Below are 17228 nucleotides of genomic sequence, written 5' to 3' on the forward strand. Positions count from 1 at the left end.
CTCCTTTAATCGCCTGCCGTCCTGATGAGGGCCAGCCCCGGCAACAGGTCAAAACGCGTCTTATTCTTGAGCACCAAGCGCAAATTTCGCGCCGCGAGCCGCGCGTGCTCGCGCATGATTGCTTCGGCCCGCGCGCCCTCGCGGTTTTCGATCGCGTCGATCACGGTGCGGTGTTGATCTTGCGCAATCAACAGCGTCTGGTGCGCGTCCGGCAGTTCTGATTGGGTCATCACAAAACCGCTTGGCGAGGCGAATGGCAGCGCGGACGCACGATCGATCTGCCGGATCAGGGGCGGACTGCGCGACAATTCGGTCAACAGCGCATGAAAGCGCGCGTTCAGCGCGACGTAGGAGGAGAAGGCCTCGACCGAGATCGGATCCTGCCGCACCAAGCCGTCGATCTCGTCGAGACATGCTTTCAGGGGCTCGAGATCGCGCGACGAGACGCCGCGCTCGGCGGCAAAACGCGCGGCCAGCCCTTCCAGCGTGCCGCGCAGTTCGATCGAGTCCTGGACATCTCGCTCGGAGAACGCCTTCACCATGAAGCCGCCTGAAGGGATCGCCTCCAGCAGGCCTTCCTCCTCCAGCCGAACCAGCGCCATTCGCACCGGGGTGCGGGAGGCGCCGGTCGTCTCCACCGCCTGCAATTCAGAGATCCGCTCGCCCGGCCGCAAATCGCCCGACAGGATCAGATCGCGCAAGCTGAGTTGCGCGCGCACCGTCTGTGAGGCGGAGCGATCACTGTCACGCTCGGCCATGCCCTACTCCGCGGCCTGCCGATGTTGCGGCGGATTCTCCGCCTCGATCATGCGATCTATCAGGCGGCGCGCCCACATCGCGCCCGCATCGATATTGAGGTTGTAGAAGATCCGGTCGGGGTTTTCGTCGATCGCTCGCTGCTGCGCCTCGAGAATGACCTCGTCCTCACGGAAGATGCCGGAAACGCCTTGGCGGAGTTCGGTGGTCAGGCGCTGTTCGCCTAACCGATAATTGCGCACGAATGCCCAGAAATAGTGGCAGCTCGTTTCTGTCTCGGGTGTGATGGTGTTGAGGACCAAACCGTTGACGCCAGCCGAGCGATCGCCTTCGGGCGCGCCGGTTCCAGCGGGCGCAACGCCGACATCAATATTAATGGTGCACGGCGCCTCGAAACGAATGATTTGCCAGCGGTCCACCGGACCAGGCTTTTGCAATTGCCCGGCCCAGAACGGTGGTGCGGCAATCCCCTTCATCCAGCGCGTCACGGTGGCGGTCTTTTCGCCATGAGTGACGTCGAACGGCGCTTCCGCAATGGCATCATTGCCGATGCTGGCGCCGTGCACGAAAGTTTCGTGCGTCAGGTCCATAAGATTGTCTACCACCAAACGATAGTCGCATTTGAGGTGAATGGTCTGGCCATCGCCAGCCCAAGCAGGGTCGTCGTTCCAATGCATGTCCGGCACCAGTCCTGGGTCGGCCATCGCCGGATCGCCCATCCACAGCCAGATGAAGCGATGACGTTCGACGACAGGATAGGCACGGACGCAGGCGGAGGGGTTGATCGTCTCTTGCGAGGGCATGAAGGTGCAGCGGCCCTGCGCGTTGAATTTCAGCCCATGATAGCCGCAGACGACGGCGTCGCCCTCAAGCCGCCCTTTTGAGAGCGGCACCAGCCGATGCCAACAGGCATCTTCCAGCGCAGCCACCTCACCGCTGCTGCGGCGATACATCACGACGTGCCTGCCGCAGATCGTGCGTGGCAACAGCGCCTGCTTCACTTCCGCATCCCAGGCGGCGGCGTACCAGGCATTCATCGGAAAACATTGGCCCATTCGCTCCTCCTCGCTAGTCTGTATACTTACTGTATACGCATTTTCCAAGCACGCAACAACGAAGCTGCTTTTTTCAGTCATAACTAGCCACAATGACGACCAATACCAAAAGGAAGTCGGAATCATCCGATATAATGTATACATCATGCCGACAAATGTGATCGATCGCGGACCCGGCGCCATCGTTGCCGGCCTATGGAAGGCCTCGGATTGAGTTTGCAAAAAGCGGTGGTGAAGAACGGCCACGGAATCTGACTTCGGCCGTTAGGGGTAAGCGGGCCGCTGACCCACGTCGCTACAGCAGGTCGGCAAAGTCGGCTTGCAGGTCAACGCCGCCAAGTTTGCAGGCCCCGATTCACCCAGGTGGCGCAGACCCAAGTTCTCCGCACCATGATTGTACGGGCGAAGACTGGGTTCTTGCGAGTGACCACGATGGGAGCGGATGTCGCGTCGACAATGTTGGCGTCAAGCTCGATACGGCCATCGTCCAGGAAGCGGGTGACACGTCCCAGTGGTTCAGCCCGTAGCGGATCTCCCCGGCGATCTCCACCTTGGCGGAGACGAGCGCAAGCTGCTGTTCGAACCATCTCCTGAGTGACGCTACCAGCGGCTTATTCTTTGGCGTACCAAGCGCCGGTCCTCGCTCATCCCGCAAATCGTCCTTCGATCGCATAGAGCGCAGCGATCCGTTCGAGCGCTCGCTTAGCGATTGGTGCATCTTTGAACGTGCCGCGCGCTCTGCCCCCACTGCAAACTCTAGCTACCCACCTTTGATAGTGACTCGCTTTTTGCCTTCCAGGCACAACGCTCTGTTGGCCTGGGGATCCCTATCTTCGAGGCTGAACCGCTTTACTTGCGTTACGGCCCGCGCTTCGCTCTGCCTACCCTTAGCTCAGGTCGTTACCTCCAAAAGCCCAAGGCCCGATTCCCGGTGCGGGGGCCGTTCCCTTGACGGGGCGAGAATTTCACCAGTTGGAAGCGCCAGCGTTGGCCTGACACGCACCGTAGGGGACAAGCAGATGCATCAACGCGGGCGAAATGTCCTCCCCGCGGCCCTTCTCACGCCCGCTCGACAAGCATGCCGGCGCCCAACGTTGCCGGTGCCTGTAGCCAGTATTTCGACATTGAGCAGCACCAGGCGCATTTCGTTTGCTTAGGCAACCTCGACAACACCGGCCGCGGGCGTCACACTCTCCTCCACGGGAAGAGGCCAGCACAGCGGCCGGCGCAAGGCTGAGGTGTTTTCAGCCCTCGGGTCCAGTATTTGCCGTTTCGAGGCCCTTGGCGGCTCTCGCATCCGAGTGCCTGACGGTCTGGGAAGCGACCCAGATATCCACTCGTCCAGATGGCCGCCATGCCTGCCGTGCCTTGGATGGCCCTTAGAATCCTGGCATCGCGCTGCATCTCGCGCCACATTATCACTGCCCTCGCGCGGTGATCAGCGACGTTCCTGGCCCGCATAAGGGCGCAGCATAGGGCGCTTCTTGGCCGGCAGTACGGTCCCCCCTGCCTGGATCTGACGTCGACGTTTTGGCGCCGAGGTCAGCCCAGGCTCTCAAATCATCCAGAGCATAGACGACACGACCGCCGATCTTCCGATAGACCGGCCCGGTACCGTACGTGCGATGTTTCTCGAGCGTGCGACCAGAAAGGCCGAGATAACGCGCGGCCTCCTGTGTGCGCAGGAAGCGCGGGGGTAGGCCGGCCATCGGATCGGTCATTTGAGAGCTCCAGAGTGACAGGCGCGCTGCGAACGGCGGCATCTTCGTGCGTGTAGTCATCATGGAGAAGCCGTTCTTGGAGAGGGATACCGAATATTGGGGTGACGGTTTTCGTCCCCCACCGCTGAAGGTGCTATTGGTCCCTGCGCCGCGGTCGCAGAAGTTTGCGATAGCTTCCGCGCACCAGTGCGAGGCCGCTTTGTACGAGACGGATGGCTCGGCTACGCAGATCGTGGGTTTTCGAGGCCCGGTTTAGGACGAGCTTCTTGGCAAATAGCGCGTTTGCAATATTGCAATAGGTACCGCCGGCACTATGCCCATCGACTGCGCGAAGTGCCGAGCTCAAGCGCTCGCGGCGCTGTTTGGACAACTGATAAAAGGCTGGACCTGCCGCGCGTCCATTCATTGCGCGCCACAGCCGCCGGGCTGCATGCGCCCGCGGTTCGAAATCCCCATCAAGCGGCAATTCGGCTGAATAGTAAGCGCCTGCCGCCAGCGGCTCTTTCGACCATATGCGGTGCTCCACCGAACCGATATCCAGCACCCCATGCCAACCGTCGGCAGCGCGACGCACCTGACCGGCCGTGACATCAAGCAGAGGCTGAGATGCCGCCCCACCTTGAACTGCAGACGTCGTTACTGCAACCGGAACAACGGACGGCAGGACCTCAGGCGCCCAAAAGACTGTTTCTTCCCTCGAAGACCTCCGAGGATCATGGGCGAAAGCAGACGCCCCACCTCCTCCTGAATTCCGCGGTCACTTCGCCATCCGGGCTGTTGGCAATTATCGATCCGTAGTCGCGTCGATAGTCTGCATCGCGACGGAGACATTCCCAAGCGATACCGGTGATTTCGGCATCTTGTAGGCTCTTATACGAATCCGGCGACCGCCAGTCGAACTCGGGCATTGTCCGCCCCCATGGCACATAAAAACGATTGTGGCACAATAACCATGATCAAATGGGTTGCAGGAAGCCCCCAGTTTGGCACCACGCGGTGCCCAAAAACGACCACGCGTGAGCAAGGGAAGTATCTTTGTTGAATCAAACCGTTTCGACGATTTTGTTCTATTTAGGCCTGCCGCAGACGGACAGCCGTCCTTGCTCACTTACCACTTAGCGCGCGCGAGGTGCCTCTGGTATGCGTAGCACGCGATCCGGCTCACGTTGCGGATCGATATGCAAACACTCTTCGAGTGACTTCCCGCCAATCGCCTCCCCTCACCTTCCTCCTGAACAAGGCGCATGTAGGCCTGTCATGCTGCTCTTCAGAAGTCATCAGCGCCGACCCGTTCGGCGCAATATGCGCGACGTCAGGATCTGGCCGGGGTTTTGTCATGAGCAGCCAGACAAAAATAGCGAATGATTTCTCCTTCGAAGGCCGAGATTGGGATCGATATAGTGGTCCGCATCGACAGCGATCTGGAGCCCGCGGCTAGTCGCGATATTCGGCGCTTCGGCAGGCATGATTCCGGCAGGTGTTCATGTTTACGCGGTCGACTTGAGAACAACCGGCTTGATGGCGCTTGTTGCGAGAGGGGGGGACCGCCCCGTTCAGCGGGAGCGCAGTGCGTATTCCATTCGAAGAAAGGAGCGGATCAAAGCCACGATGTCCGGGACATTATGCCGAGAGCCGGGTTGCACCAGAGCCTCGCGATTGGGGCCCTTCCGCATGCGATGTCGGGACAAGCTCCCCGTTTATACACCTTCATCGTGTTGATGCATGCCATCCAAACAATGGATTTTACCAATGTCACGAAATGTTGCATCGACGGCACCGCCTAACTCGTAACGATCACGCCACTGACTATCGCGTGACGCCGCTCGGCTGAGCGATGGCGTCGCATCCGCGTCGGCTCACTTGATGGGACACGACAGGATAGAGGGTCAACTCGCGAAGGAACTCATTGCCACCATCAAGAACTACGCGTGGACGGCCGCGAGATAACGACGGCCACGGATCCGACATTGCTTGGCATCCAGTCGCTCGAGTTGACGGAACTCTGCGAGCTGGCGCAGGTGCGCGTGGCGCTGAGCAACACCTTTTTCGTCGGCACGAACGCGGTAGTGGCATTCAGGCAGCGCTAATCAGGAGACAGTCGGTTCATCGTCAGGCCAGCTGAACGGTTGTGGCTTCGGCGTACTTGGTGCGCATCTTGCTTGACGAGCGAAGATACGCAGAAACTAAAGCCTGCCTTGAAATGACGCTGCCGGCTGTCGGCATTCCGACATCCCCGTCTTCAATCGGACACGGCTGAAATGACAAGCTCGTACGATGCTGTCGCACCTCAACGCGCGGCGGCTCGGTATTCGAGATCGAATTCGGGAGGAGCGTCATGACCACCATCGCAACTGCGGCGCCCGCGCCGGCGTCGCAAACCTGGTACAAAATTCTCTACGTTCAGGTGCTGATCGCGATTCTGATCGGCGTCATGGTCGGTTGGCTGTGGCCGTCGCTTGCGACCAACGACTGGGTCAAGGCGCTCGGTGACGGCTTCATCAAGCTGATCAAGATGGTGATCGCGCCGATCATCTTCTGCACCGTGACATCCGGCATCGCGCATATTCAGGATGCAAAAAAGGTCGGGCGGGTCGGCGTCAAGGCGCTGGTCTATTTCGAAATCGTGTCAACCTTTGCCCTGGTGCTCGGCCTGGTGATCGGCAATCTGTTCCAGATCGGCCGTGGTCTTGCGGCGAGGCCAGATGCCGCAGCGGTCGCCAATTACGTGAAGCAGGCGGAAGGCTCGAAAGCCGTCGATTTCATCCTGAATATCATTCCCGAGAGCGTGGTTGGCGCCCTCGCCCGCGGCGATGTCCTGCAGGTGCTCCTGTTTTCGATCCTGTTCGGGTTTTCGCTGATGGCGCTGGGCGAGCGCGGAAAGAGGCTGCGCGGAATGATCGACGACACTGCGCACGCTGTGTTCGGAGTTATCGCCATCGTCATGAAGGCCGCCCCAATCGGCGCATTCGGCGCCATGGCCTTTACGATCGGCAAGTTCGGTCCCGCCGCGCTCGGCAATCTGATCGGTCTGGTCGCGCTATTTTATGCAACCGCGGCACTATTCGTGGTGGTCGTACTCGGTCTGATCGCGCGCTTCGTCGGGTTTTCGATTTTTAAGTTCATCGCCTATATCAAGGACGAGCTCTTGATCGTGCTCGGCACGTCGTCCTCGGAAAGTGCGCTACCACAATTGATGGAGAAGCTCGAGAGGCTGGGATGCTCCAAGCCCGTGGTCGGCCTCGTGGTGCCGACCGGCTACTCCTTCAACCTGGACGGCACCAACATCTACATGACGCTCGCAACATTGTTCATTGCGCAGGCGCTCGGGGTCGATCTCACCTTTGGCCAGCAGCTCACGATCCTGGTGGTGGCAATACTGACTTCGAAGGGCGCAAGCGGCGTCACCGGCGCGGGCTTTATTACGCTCGCCGCGACGCTTTCGGTGGTCAACCCGGCGCTGGTGCCGGGCATGGCGATCGTGTTCTCGATCGACAAGTTCATGAGCGAGGTGCGAGCGCTCACCAATATTACCGGTAACGGTATTGCTGCCGTGTTCGTGTCCTGGTGGGAAGGCGAGCTCGACCAGGCGACGCTTCATGCCCGTCTCAACCAGGATATCGATCCAAACGAAGCGGCGAACACGAAGCGGTAGGAGTTGCGTTCTGTGCGCGATTCCGGGACGCGTTGCACTCGGGCGCAGCCGAGTGCGCGCTTCTTGGTTATTCAACTCGGCAGCAGCCGACTTGTATTGCAAACTACAAAGCTTCGCGCCAACTTGATTGTCCGTTGTCCTGCGTCCGTTGCGGCATCAGGTCGCGATCGGTGCACAGCGTGAACAGGTCGAAACGAGCAACTCACAAAGAACCGTTTTCGCGCAGATCTAAATCAGCTTCCACAAAGATTAGCTTTTATGTGCAGGCTATTTTCCGTGTCAAAGACGCACAGGAGTGGAGCGACCGCGACAAGATTGAACGGATTAGCGCCCGCCGGGTAAATCAGTTTGGCTGGCAGCCCGCGCGGGAGATCGGAATAGCGGGATCGACGTCCATGTCTCACATCCGATACAGCGGACTTTCTCGTCATGAGCGTAACTGGAATGTGCTGCCAAGGCCCTGTGCCGGATCGCCCCCCGGTTGGGTTCGATCCTTCTGCCGGCCGTGGAGGCAATTTGCTTCCTGAAAGTGGCTTTTGCTGTCGAGAGGGCTAAGAGATTGAGATCGAAGGCTCCTACACATTCAAGCCTTCGATATCGAAATGTTTAAGGAAACTATACGAACGTTTGTAATGCGCCTCCGTTCGGCTCGTGCTGATTTCAGCGGCGCTCATCGATCTCGGAACCCGCTCACGGGCAGTTGGGGGTCGAAGGAATTGCCGCATTTTTGCCTAAGATGTTAATTTCTCCTGCCATAGAAAGGCCGGACGGTTTAAAAGCATGTCTAATCAGGTCACCAAATTCGGACGGTCAGCCACGCAGCTTGTTTTCGGTAGCATCACGCTGGCACTGGTGACGCTGATGTCCTTATGCCTTCATGCCCATTTCGCTGCGACGGCGTTTGCCTATCTGGTGGTGATATTGCTGTTTTCGCAGATGGACAGCTTCATTGCGTCGGCCACCCTTTCCATGGTTTCTGTCGCTGCTTTGGCCTACTTCTTTGCGCCGCCAACTTTCAGTCTCTGGATCGACGATCCGCAAGATCTTCAGGTTGTTGTTGCTTTCTTTACTGCTTCGATCGTCGGAACTTACTTGATCGGAAAGATCCGCCAGGAAAGGGAGGATGCGCTAGAGACCGCAGCGAGGCTCCAGCGCATCGCGGCCGATTTACGCGACCGCGAAAAACAGTGGCGCGAGATCTTTGAGCACAACCCAGTCATGTACTTCATGGTCGATGAAGCTGGAACGGTCCTGAACGTCAATACTTTCGGCGCGACACAGCTCGGCTATACGCCCACCGAACTGATCGGCCAATCCGTGCTGAAGGTTTTTCAGGACGAAGATCGTGCGTTCGTTCGCAAACGCGTCGCGGTGTCCCTTGAAATGGTCGGCCAATCGCACACCTGGGACGTCCGGAAGATCAGGAAGGACGGTTCGGTGCTGTGGGTGCGTGAAAACGCCAAAGCCATGCTGTGGGCTGATGACAAGCCCATCGTACTCATTGCCTGCGAAGATATCACCGAGCAGAAGCGGACCGAACTTGCGCTGCAGCGGAGCGAAGCACATTTGGCCCAGGCTCAGGAATTGAGCCACACGGGCAGCTTCGGCTGGGACGTCGCCTCCGACGAGCCGTTTTGGTCAAAGGAGACTTTTCGTATTTTCCAATACGATCCGGCGACGAAACCGCGACCGCAACTCGTCATTGATCGTACCCATCCAGAAGATAGAGCCTCCGTCCAGCAGATTATCGATCGAGCGATGCAACACCAGGAGGATTTCGAGCATGAATACCGACTACTGATGCCGGACGGCTCGATAAAGCACCTCCACGCGCGGGCACGAGCCACCCGAACCGCGTCTGGTGATATCGAATTTGTCGGGGCAGCGACAGACATCACGGCCGCAAAGCAGGCGGAACAGCAGTTGCGCCGTAGCGAGGCCTATCTGGCCGAGGCCCAGCATCTCACTCACACGGGCAGTTGGTCCTGGGACCCCCATCGCCGCAATTTTGTGTATCGCTCCGCCGAGGTCGACCGTCTATTTGGCTTCGATCCGGAAGAGGCCGTATCGATAGATGCGATCCGCTCGCGTATCCATCCAGACGACCTGCCGCGGCTTCAGGAAGTGCAGCGCCAGGCTATCGAAGACAAGGGGGGGAACTTCGAGTATGATTTCCGAGTCCTTCTTCCCGATGGCGCGATCAGGCGCATACATTCCGTTGCGCATGCTGTGGTCAGCAGCGATGGCTCTGCCACCGAGCTGATCGGAACGCATATGGACGTCACCGAGCAACACGCGGCCAGGGAACGATTGGAAAACACTCTTGCTGCGCTGCGCGAAAGCGAGCAGCGCTTTCGTGACTACGCCGAAACGGCTTCCGACTGGCTCTGGGAGACCGGGCCAGACCACCTGGTCACCCACTTATCGGAGCACACCAGCGCTGCGGGCATCTTGGCCACAGGGCTCATTGGCCAGCCTCGCTGGGAAATTGCGTGCGACGTCGAAGTAGAACCCGAGAAGTGGCAGCAACATCGGGCGACGCTAGACGCACGTCTCCCATTTCGCGATCTTATCTATCGCACCGTCAACCGGATGGGATCTCCGATCTACGTCCGGACCAGTGGCAAGCCATTTTTCGATGCAGGCGGCAATTTTCTCGGCTACCGCGGCGTCAGCACTGACATCACCGCAACTATTCGTGCAGATCAGGCCGAACAAGAGCTGCGAAAGGCACAGGCAGAGCTTGCGCATGTGACGCGCGTGACGACGCTAGGGGAACTGACAACCTCCATCGCCCACGAAATCAATCAGCCGCTCGCCGCCATTATCAGCAATGCCGACGCGTGCCTCGGTTGGATGGGCCGCGAGGCTCCTGACCTTTCTGCCGCGCGCTGCTCGGTGGAGTGGATCATCGAAGATGCAATTCGGGCAAGCGAGGTGATCCGGCGCGTCCGCGCGCTTGCGAAGAAAGGTGAGATCGAAATGGGGCCGCTCGATATCAATGACGTCGTTAAGGAGGTCATCGCGCTCGTGACACGAGAGCTGGTGAGCCAACAGGTGACGTTACGAACCGAGTTGGCGCCAGTCCTGCCCACGATCCTCGGTGATCGGGTTCAGCTGCAACAGGTGATCATCAATCTGGTAATGAACGGAATTGAGGCCATGCAAACGGTTGAGGACCGGACGCGCGAACTGGTGATTCGGTCATCCATGGACGACACGGGGCGCGTGCAGCTCGCCGTGACTGATTGCGGCGTCGGGATCGCCGAGGATGACACTGACCGCGTCTTAGACCCCTTCTTCACCACCAAATCAAGCGGCCTTGGAATGGGTCTTTCGATCTGCCGTTCGATCGTGGAAGCTCACGGAGGGCGCCTGTCGATTGTCCGCAAGCCGGAGCCGGGCGCGACCTTTCAATTTGCCCTGCCGTTGCATAAGGAGGTCGTGTCGTGAACGGACGCTCTGACTCGCCGCGCGAAGGCAGGAAGACCGAGGGGCCGACAGAACCGATCGTCTTCGTTGTCGAGGACGATGTCTCGATGCGTCGGTCGCTCACCAACCTTTTTCAACAGGTGGGCCTGGACGTCGTTACTTTCGGATCGGCCCGCGAAATGTTGCAGAGCAAGCTTCCGGATACCGTTAGCTGCCTGGTTCTTGACATCCGACTGCCAGGATTAAGTGGCCTCGATTTTCAGACCGAGCTGGCCAAGTCGAACATTCGCATTCCAATCATTTTCATCACAGGCCATGGCGATATTCCCATGAGCGTCAGGGCCATGAAGGGTGGAGCGGTCGATTTTCTCACCAAGCCGTTTCGCGATCAGGAGCTGCTTGATGCAGTGGTTGCGGCGACCGAACGGGATCGCAAGAGGCGGGAGGCCGAGAAGACGGTCGCGAATCTGCGGTCCTTATTTGAAACCTTAAGCCCGCGCGAGCAGGCGGTATTGAAACTGGTCGCTACCGGCCTGATGAACAAACAAGTAGCCGCCGAGCTCGGACTCGCCGAGATTACCGTCAAGATCTATCGGGGACACGTAATGAAGAAGATGCGCGCACGATCGCTCGCCGATTTGATCAGAATGGCTGAAACGTTGGGAATCAGTGCCAACCGCTCCGAACAAACCTAAGTATGATTTTACAATCTCGTCCCTCGAGCCCACTTGTTCGTCCAGGGTGGCTAATGCTTGGGCAAGCAATTGCCCGCGTCGGGAGGGCGTGTCTTGTCCACACCTTTGATTTCCGTCGTTGATGACGACGCGTCGGTCCGTGCGGCGATAGAGAACCTTTTGAAATCGCGCGGCCATATCGTCCACACATTTGCGTCAGCCGAGGAGTTCCTGCGGTCGCCTCAGTTGAACGAGACATCCTGTGTGATTACGGATGTGCAGATGCCGATTATGAGCGGCCTGGACCTGCTGGCGGAGATGCGGGCCCGCGGTTACGGTGCACCGTTGATTTTCATCACCGCCTTCCCCAATGACCGCATTCGCGCCTCCGCCCTGAACGCCGGAGCGGTTAGTTTCCTGGCGAAGCCCTTCGCCGGACAGACCTTGCTGAAGTTCCTGGATACCGCACTGGCGGATCACCGTGGCGGGGCCGGCACCTGAAACAATGCGCCATTCGCTCACCTTCATGCCTGATCTGAGCGCCCGCCTCGCACGGCGCCCGAACGAGCCCTGGGGCAGTTTGACCTTGCGATAAACCCACAAGCCTGATGACACCTGCCATGCAGTCGCCATCACGGCAGCCATAAAGCCGAAGTCATAACCCCGGTGCCGAGGGCTCCATTCATTGGAACCTCAAACTGACTCGATAAACGGGCGAGCGGATGTCGGACTTCCCCAGGACAATCGCATACGGTCGAACACTTCGAAGAGTGCCGCCAAGCCGCGGCCTTAAGACTGTCTCGGGATATTATACGGTTTGTCCATTGGACCGCGGCTTCGGTCCGCGACTTGTTCAGACCACTCTTGCGACGGCGTCCTTCGGTTTCACTAACCATCCGCCATTGGATTGGATCGCCGCAACGAAAGACCCTACCGCTTTGCCAGCCAGACCAGATCTCGCACGCCCGGTTCAAAAGCTGCGCATCGGTCGGAAACATCACGTTATTGGGCTGAACCGTGGTGCGGACGATGACGCGGTTGAGGTCGAACGGATTGATTGCCTTTTCGCGACCATCCCATAGACCCCAAGCTCACATAAAGTCATCCTCGTAGGGGTACGTGGGGTCAGTTGCACTCTCGGTAGCACTGCTCTCGCTTTCCTCGGCTTTGGAGAGATATAGTGGAGGTTTGTTTGCACGCTGCCATTCACCGGCGCTGTTCTTTGTCCATTTGTCAGGATGCTGGGTAGGATCAAGTACCATGTTGCAATCGTCCACTTCCACGAACCCCATCATCGCCGCGCGGGCTTTTGCTTCTTCATTGAGAGGATACCATTTGAGCAACGGACGTTCGCCGTCTAGTCGAAGTTGATGCTCAAGCAGGATATCGCCAGCGTTCTCAACAAGGGGATGAACAACCTGAAGATCGACAGTGGAGGTGATGTCAGTTCGTCCGGGAAACAGTTCCCGCCACTTTTCACCGTCGAACTCAGTCATGCTGAATCCCTCTTCCGTTCTCAGGAGTGCGACACTCTTGTTTCCTAATTGATAGCTGAAATATCGCGCATGCTCCGAATCTGTAGTGGTGCCGTATTCCGCCGCGGCCTCTGCGGCATTCTTGGCTCGTGTGGATACGAAATCCGAATACTCCTGCGGATTTTTGGCGATGCGGTTGATTTCATCGTCATGAAATGTCTTCGCTAGTCTCCTGAATGTTTCCTTATTGATCTCCACCACAGGAGGCTTGAAAAGGAGCGAATAAGCCGGCGCTATCGAAGATGAACTGGCGTTGGAATCCTCTGCGGCCAAGTGCATGTTGGCGAACATGTCTGCGAACCCTCTACCCTCGGCATCGGTTTGCTCGGCGTTTGCTCTTGAAGGATTCGCTTGATCAGCTTCGCCAACGGACGTGTACCGGACACTGGACGAGCCGCGAATACCGTCATGCATAATGAATCGCCCTCTACGAGGTATAGGTTTCATTGAGTTGAGGCCGGTTAGGCCCTTCAGCGCTCGATAGGCAGCTTAGCTGACGATAAGCTGACGTGGACGCTCTTTGGATGCAGAAAGACGATCCGACCTGTTCCAAGCGCTCTCAGCCTGAATAAATAGTCAGGCTGCGGCATACGTCGGATGCACCTTGTTACGGAGCAAGAGCCAGATCGTCGTCTGTGGCGGAGGTTGATTTCCCCATGGCATGACCGGACGGGGAAGAGTGCGGTTAGGACCACGCACAGCAAAGGGAGCGCGATCGGATGAGCCGGCGGAAGTTGTAGCTGGCGGCGGCAAGGAGGGAGGGCGTTCTCAGCATCGCCGTGCCGGAACCAGAGATCATTGCGGCCCATGCGGTGCTCGGCTTTGAGATGGCCGATGATGGAATCGACGGCCGACCTGCGGCGCATTCGCGCTTGATCCTCTGCGTCACCCTCGCTTCTGGCCGGAGATGAAGCTCAGAAATTGTAATCGGGTGGAGCGTCGTGGCTCGCGCTTCGCTCCCGCATTCGGGTTTGTTGCAAGCGTCCCGCTTGAATGAATGCCCGCAACTGAGAGAAGCGAGCGCTTGCCGCTGGAACTCTCATTGTTGCGGAGATGACGTGAGCGCTGCTTAGGATGCTCGTCAGTCAGGGATTGGATCGGTGCATAGTCGAACTGTTGATGCCATCGCTGGGATCCTGGTCCTTTTGGAGATCGGGTAGCGACCCAAGATCAAGTCCAGGTGTGCGCCTCTATTCAACGCGGAGTGCGTACGAGCCGCCACCAGCGGATTGACCGCAAAGGCACCCTAGATAGCCTAGCAACGGCAATCAATTCTGGATGGGAGCGAGCCTGAGGGTCTATCCCGTTTTTGGCATCCACAGACTAGGTGTAACCAATCGCAGGGCCTAACCGTTAGACGGCCGGAAACGGTTCAACCTTAGACGCTGCCGGCTATTCGACGGTGACCGATTTCGCGAGATTGCGTGGCTGATCGACGTCCGTGCCCATCACGACCGCGGTATGGTAGGCCAACAGCTGCACCGCAATGGCATAGACCATGGGCGCAAAGGTTGCGGCCATGTCCGGCAATACAATGGTCATGAGCGTGTCCACCGTCGCTTCCGAAGCTCCCTTTGCATCGGTTATCAGAATGATTTTGCCGCCACGAGCGGCGACTTCTTGCATATTCGACACGGTTTTCTCGAAAACGCCGTCGTAAGGTGCGATCACCACCACCGGCACGGTCTCGTCGACCAGCGCAATCGGACCGTGCTTGAGTTCGCCGGCGGCATATCCCTCTGAGTGGATATAGGAGATTTCCTTCAGCTTGAGCGCGCCTTCCAGCGCAAGCGGGACCGACGTGCCACGACCAAGATAGAGAACATCGCTCGACTTGGCGATGTCGAGCGCGAGTTTCTCGATCTGCGGCTCAATCGCGAGCGCCGTAGCAATCAGTCCTGGCACTTGGATCAGCTCGCGCACCAGCTTCGTTTCCTCGATGTCGGATAATTCGCCGCGCTCCTTACCTGCCGCGACCGCAAGCGCAGCCATCACCATCAGCTGGCAGGTGAAGGCTTTGGTCGAGGCGACGCCGATTTCCGGCCCCGCCAGCGTTGGCAGCACGGTTTCGCTCTCGCGCGCAATCGTTGATGTCGGCACGTTGACCACGGAAATCGTGTGCAGCCCTTGGGCCTTGGCGTAGCGCAACGCGGCCAGCGTGTCGGCAGTCTCCCCTGACTGCGAGATGAAGATTGCGAGATCCCCCTTGCGCAAAGGCGCCTCGCGGTAGCGGAATTCGGACGCTACATCGATCTCGACCGGCACACGTGCCAGCCGCTCGAACCAATATTTGGCAACGTGGCCGGCATAGCTTGCCGTGCCGCAAGCCGTGATCGAGATGCGTTGAATGACATTGAAATCGAATGGTAATTTGAACGGCAGCGCAATGCGCTCGGCGGCCATATCGACATAATGCGCCAGCGTCCGTTGGGCCACTTCCGGCTGCTCGTAGATTTCCTTCGCCATGAAGTGGCGATAATTCGCCTTATCAACCAGGTGCGACGACGCACCGGACTTCAGCGCCTCCCGGTGGGCTATAGCACCACTCGAATCATAGATGACGCCGATGGTGCGGGTAAGCACGGCCCAATCGCCGTCTTCAAGATAGGTGATGGTGTCGGTGAAAGGCGCAAGCGCAATAGCGTCCGATCCTAGATACATTTCACCGTCGCCATGCCCGACCACAAGTGGCGCCCCCTTGCGTGCGCCGATCATGAGGTCGTCGTGGCCTTTGAATAGGAATGCCAGCGCAAAGGCACCGCGCAGCCGCTGCAGCGACGCTTTCACTGCTTCCTGCGGCGAGTAGTCATTCTTTAAGTAAGATTCGACGAGATGCGCCACCACCTCGGTATCGGTCTCAGAGACAAAACTAGCGCCATTCTCTTCCAGCTCGGCACGCAGCTCGCGGAAATTTTCTATAATACCGTTGTGAACTACCGCGACATTTTCGGTCACATGCGGGTGGGCATTGCCTTCCGTTGGCTTGCCATGGGTGGCCCAGCGAGTATGACCGATGCCGATACGACCTGACAACGGATCGCCGCGCAGCCGCTCCTCAAGGTATTTCAGCTTCCCCTCGGCGCGCCGGCGTTGGAGATGAGAGCCTTCAAGCGTCGCAACGCCTGCAGAGTCGTAGCCGCGATACTCCAGTCGTTTAAGTGAACCGATCAACTGCTCGACGACCGGGCCACGCCCTACGATGCCGACAATTCCGCACATACCGATGGATGCCCCACGATTTAAGGAAAGTGATCTTCAAGACTCGAGGAACCTCTTCGCGAAATTGGCAAACGACGCAAGTCGCTCGAAGCATCTAGGCGCGATCTCCAGCGAGATCACGACCGCGAATCGCATCCGCGCCGAAATACTCTCGACTCATATGAACTTTTGGCCCCCGCAATAGCGCGCCTGGGTATCTCGCCTACGTTCGGTCATCTCGGTAATCAGGCAGATCGAGAAGTCTTGTTGAGCTTGACCTTTGAAGACTAATTACACGTGCGGCTCCCAATGCAATATAAATCAATGTATATAATGTGCACGCTCCTTTGATGTGTATGATTAGAGCAAAGATCGCTCTCTTCCATTTGCGCGTGGTAGCGAGCCTGCGTATCTAGATTATTTGAAACTCGCTCCGCAAATGACTTGCCAAGGGCGCCTTTCTTTCTGCGCGTCTGGAGAGACAATGACGGCTCAGGATTCGAAACGGCGCGTTGCGCTAATCACCGGCGTTACGGGGCAGGACGGCGCATATCTCGCCGAATATCTGCTCGGCCTCGGCTACACCGTGCACGGGATCAAACGGCGCTCGTCCTCGTTCAACACCGCGCGCATCGATCATCTCTACCAGGACCCCCACGAGGGCAACGTGCCGTTCCTGATGCACTACGGCGACATGACCGATTCCACCAATCTGATCCGCCTGATGCAGCAGATCCGCCCGACCGAGATCTACAATCTTGCCGCGCAGAGCCACGTCGCGGTTAGCTTCGAGAGCGCCGAATACACCGCCAATGCCGATGCCATCGGCGTGCTGCGCCTGCTGGAGGCAATTCGCATCCTTGGCATGGAGAAGGAGACGCGATTCTACCAGGCCTCGACGTCTGAGCTCTATGGCCTCGTCCAGGAAGTGCCGCAGAAGGAGACGACACCGTTCTATCCGCGCTCGCCCTATGGGGTGGCAAAGCTCTACGGCTACTGGATCACGGTGAACTACCGCGAGGCCTACGGAATCTTCGCCTGCAACGGCATCCTGTTCAACCACGAAAGCCCGATCCGTGGCGAGACCTTCGTGACCCGCAAGATCACGCGCGGCGTCGCGCGCATCGAGGTCGGGCTGGATGACAGGCTCTATCTCGGCAATCTCGAGGCCAAGCGCGACTGGGGTCATGCCCGCGACTATGTCG

The 17228-nt window shown here is 58.4% G+C and carries 12 protein-coding genes and 2 pseudogenes; 6 read left to right on the forward strand and 8 right to left on the reverse strand.

Annotated elements, in window-relative coordinates:
* Positions 1–5: 5 nt before the first annotated feature.
* The 5 genes and pseudogenes from ACFFWD_RS31660 to ACFFWD_RS31680 form a co-directional block, all read right to left on the reverse strand.
* Positions 6–758: a GntR family transcriptional regulator gene (locus ACFFWD_RS31660; protein ID WP_376972102.1), complete on the reverse strand. Its 753-nt coding sequence runs from the start codon at positions 756–758 to the stop codon at positions 6–8.
* A 3-nt stretch (positions 759–761) separates the two neighbouring features.
* The gene (locus tag ACFFWD_RS31665; RefSeq protein ID WP_376972104.1) at positions 762–1811 is read right to left on the reverse strand and encodes an aromatic ring-hydroxylating dioxygenase subunit alpha; all 1050 of its coding nucleotides are present in this window, start codon (positions 1809–1811) and stop codon (positions 762–764) included.
* Positions 1812–3249: 1438 nt separating this feature from the next.
* A pseudogene (locus ACFFWD_RS31670) lies at positions 3250–3532 on the reverse strand (helix-turn-helix transcriptional regulator).
* 133 nt (positions 3533–3665) lie between these two features.
* The gene (locus tag ACFFWD_RS31675; protein ID WP_376972106.1) at positions 3666–4106 is read right to left on the reverse strand and encodes a DUF2285 domain-containing protein; all 441 of its coding nucleotides are present in this window, start codon (positions 4104–4106) and stop codon (positions 3666–3668) included.
* Between the two features lie 139 nt (positions 4107–4245).
* Positions 4246–4440 (reverse strand): transcriptional regulator domain-containing protein, encoded by a 195-nt coding sequence (locus ACFFWD_RS31680; RefSeq protein WP_376972108.1) that lies wholly within the window; start codon positions 4438–4440, stop codon positions 4246–4248.
* Between the two features lie 1020 nt (positions 4441–5460).
* Here ACFFWD_RS31680 and ACFFWD_RS31685 point away from each other — a divergent pair.
* The 5 genes from ACFFWD_RS31685 (at position 5461) to ACFFWD_RS31705 (ending at position 11791) form a co-directional block, all read left to right on the forward strand.
* Complete coding sequence (locus ACFFWD_RS31685; RefSeq protein WP_376972110.1) at positions 5461–5619, forward strand: hypothetical protein; 159 nt, start codon at positions 5461–5463, stop codon at positions 5617–5619.
* Between the two features lie 248 nt (positions 5620–5867).
* On the forward strand, positions 5868–7184 hold the full coding sequence (gene dctA / locus ACFFWD_RS31690) for a C4-dicarboxylate transporter DctA (protein ID WP_376972112.1): 1317 nt from the start codon (positions 5868–5870) through the stop codon (positions 7182–7184).
* A 780-nt stretch (positions 7185–7964) separates the two neighbouring features.
* On the forward strand, positions 7965–10637 hold the full coding sequence (locus tag ACFFWD_RS31695) for a PAS domain S-box protein (RefSeq protein WP_376972114.1): 2673 nt from the start codon (positions 7965–7967) through the stop codon (positions 10635–10637).
* The gene (locus tag ACFFWD_RS31700; RefSeq protein WP_376972116.1) at positions 10634–11311 is read left to right on the forward strand and encodes a response regulator transcription factor; all 678 of its coding nucleotides are present in this window, start codon (positions 10634–10636) and stop codon (positions 11309–11311) included. The genes ACFFWD_RS31695 and ACFFWD_RS31700 overlap by 4 nt, the downstream gene beginning before the upstream one ends.
* 93 nt (positions 11312–11404) lie before the next feature.
* Positions 11405–11791 carry a response regulator transcription factor gene (locus ACFFWD_RS31705; protein ID WP_376972118.1) on the forward strand — a complete coding sequence of 129 codons (387 nt, stop codon included), beginning with the start codon at positions 11405–11407 and terminating at the stop codon, positions 11789–11791.
* 590 nt (positions 11792–12381) lie between these two features.
* Here the strand turns inward: ACFFWD_RS31705 and ACFFWD_RS31710 are convergent.
* From ACFFWD_RS31710 to glmS, 3 genes and pseudogenes are all read right to left on the reverse strand, one after another.
* Positions 12382–13239, reverse strand: coding sequence for an effector protein NopP (locus ACFFWD_RS31710; protein WP_376972120.1), 858 nt, complete (start codon positions 13237–13239; stop codon positions 12382–12384).
* A gap of 271 nt (positions 13240–13510) precedes the next feature.
* Positions 13511–13717: pseudogene (locus tag ACFFWD_RS31715) on the reverse strand (IS5/IS1182 family transposase); the annotation flags it as partial.
* Between the two features lie 500 nt (positions 13718–14217).
* Positions 14218–16044: a glutamine--fructose-6-phosphate transaminase (isomerizing) gene (gene glmS / locus ACFFWD_RS31720; RefSeq protein WP_376972122.1), complete on the reverse strand. Its 1827-nt coding sequence runs from the start codon at positions 16042–16044 to the stop codon at positions 14218–14220.
* A 463-nt stretch (positions 16045–16507) separates the two neighbouring features.
* Between glmS and gmd the strand changes: the two genes are divergently transcribed.
* A partial coding sequence (gene gmd, locus ACFFWD_RS31725) for a GDP-mannose 4,6-dehydratase (RefSeq protein WP_376972124.1) occupies positions 16508–17228 on the forward strand: 721 nt, incomplete at its 3' end.

Origin of the sequence: Bradyrhizobium erythrophlei, from assembly GCF_042430365.1 — a bacterium.
Lineage (GTDB): Bacteria > Pseudomonadota > Alphaproteobacteria > Rhizobiales > Xanthobacteraceae > Bradyrhizobium > Bradyrhizobium erythrophlei.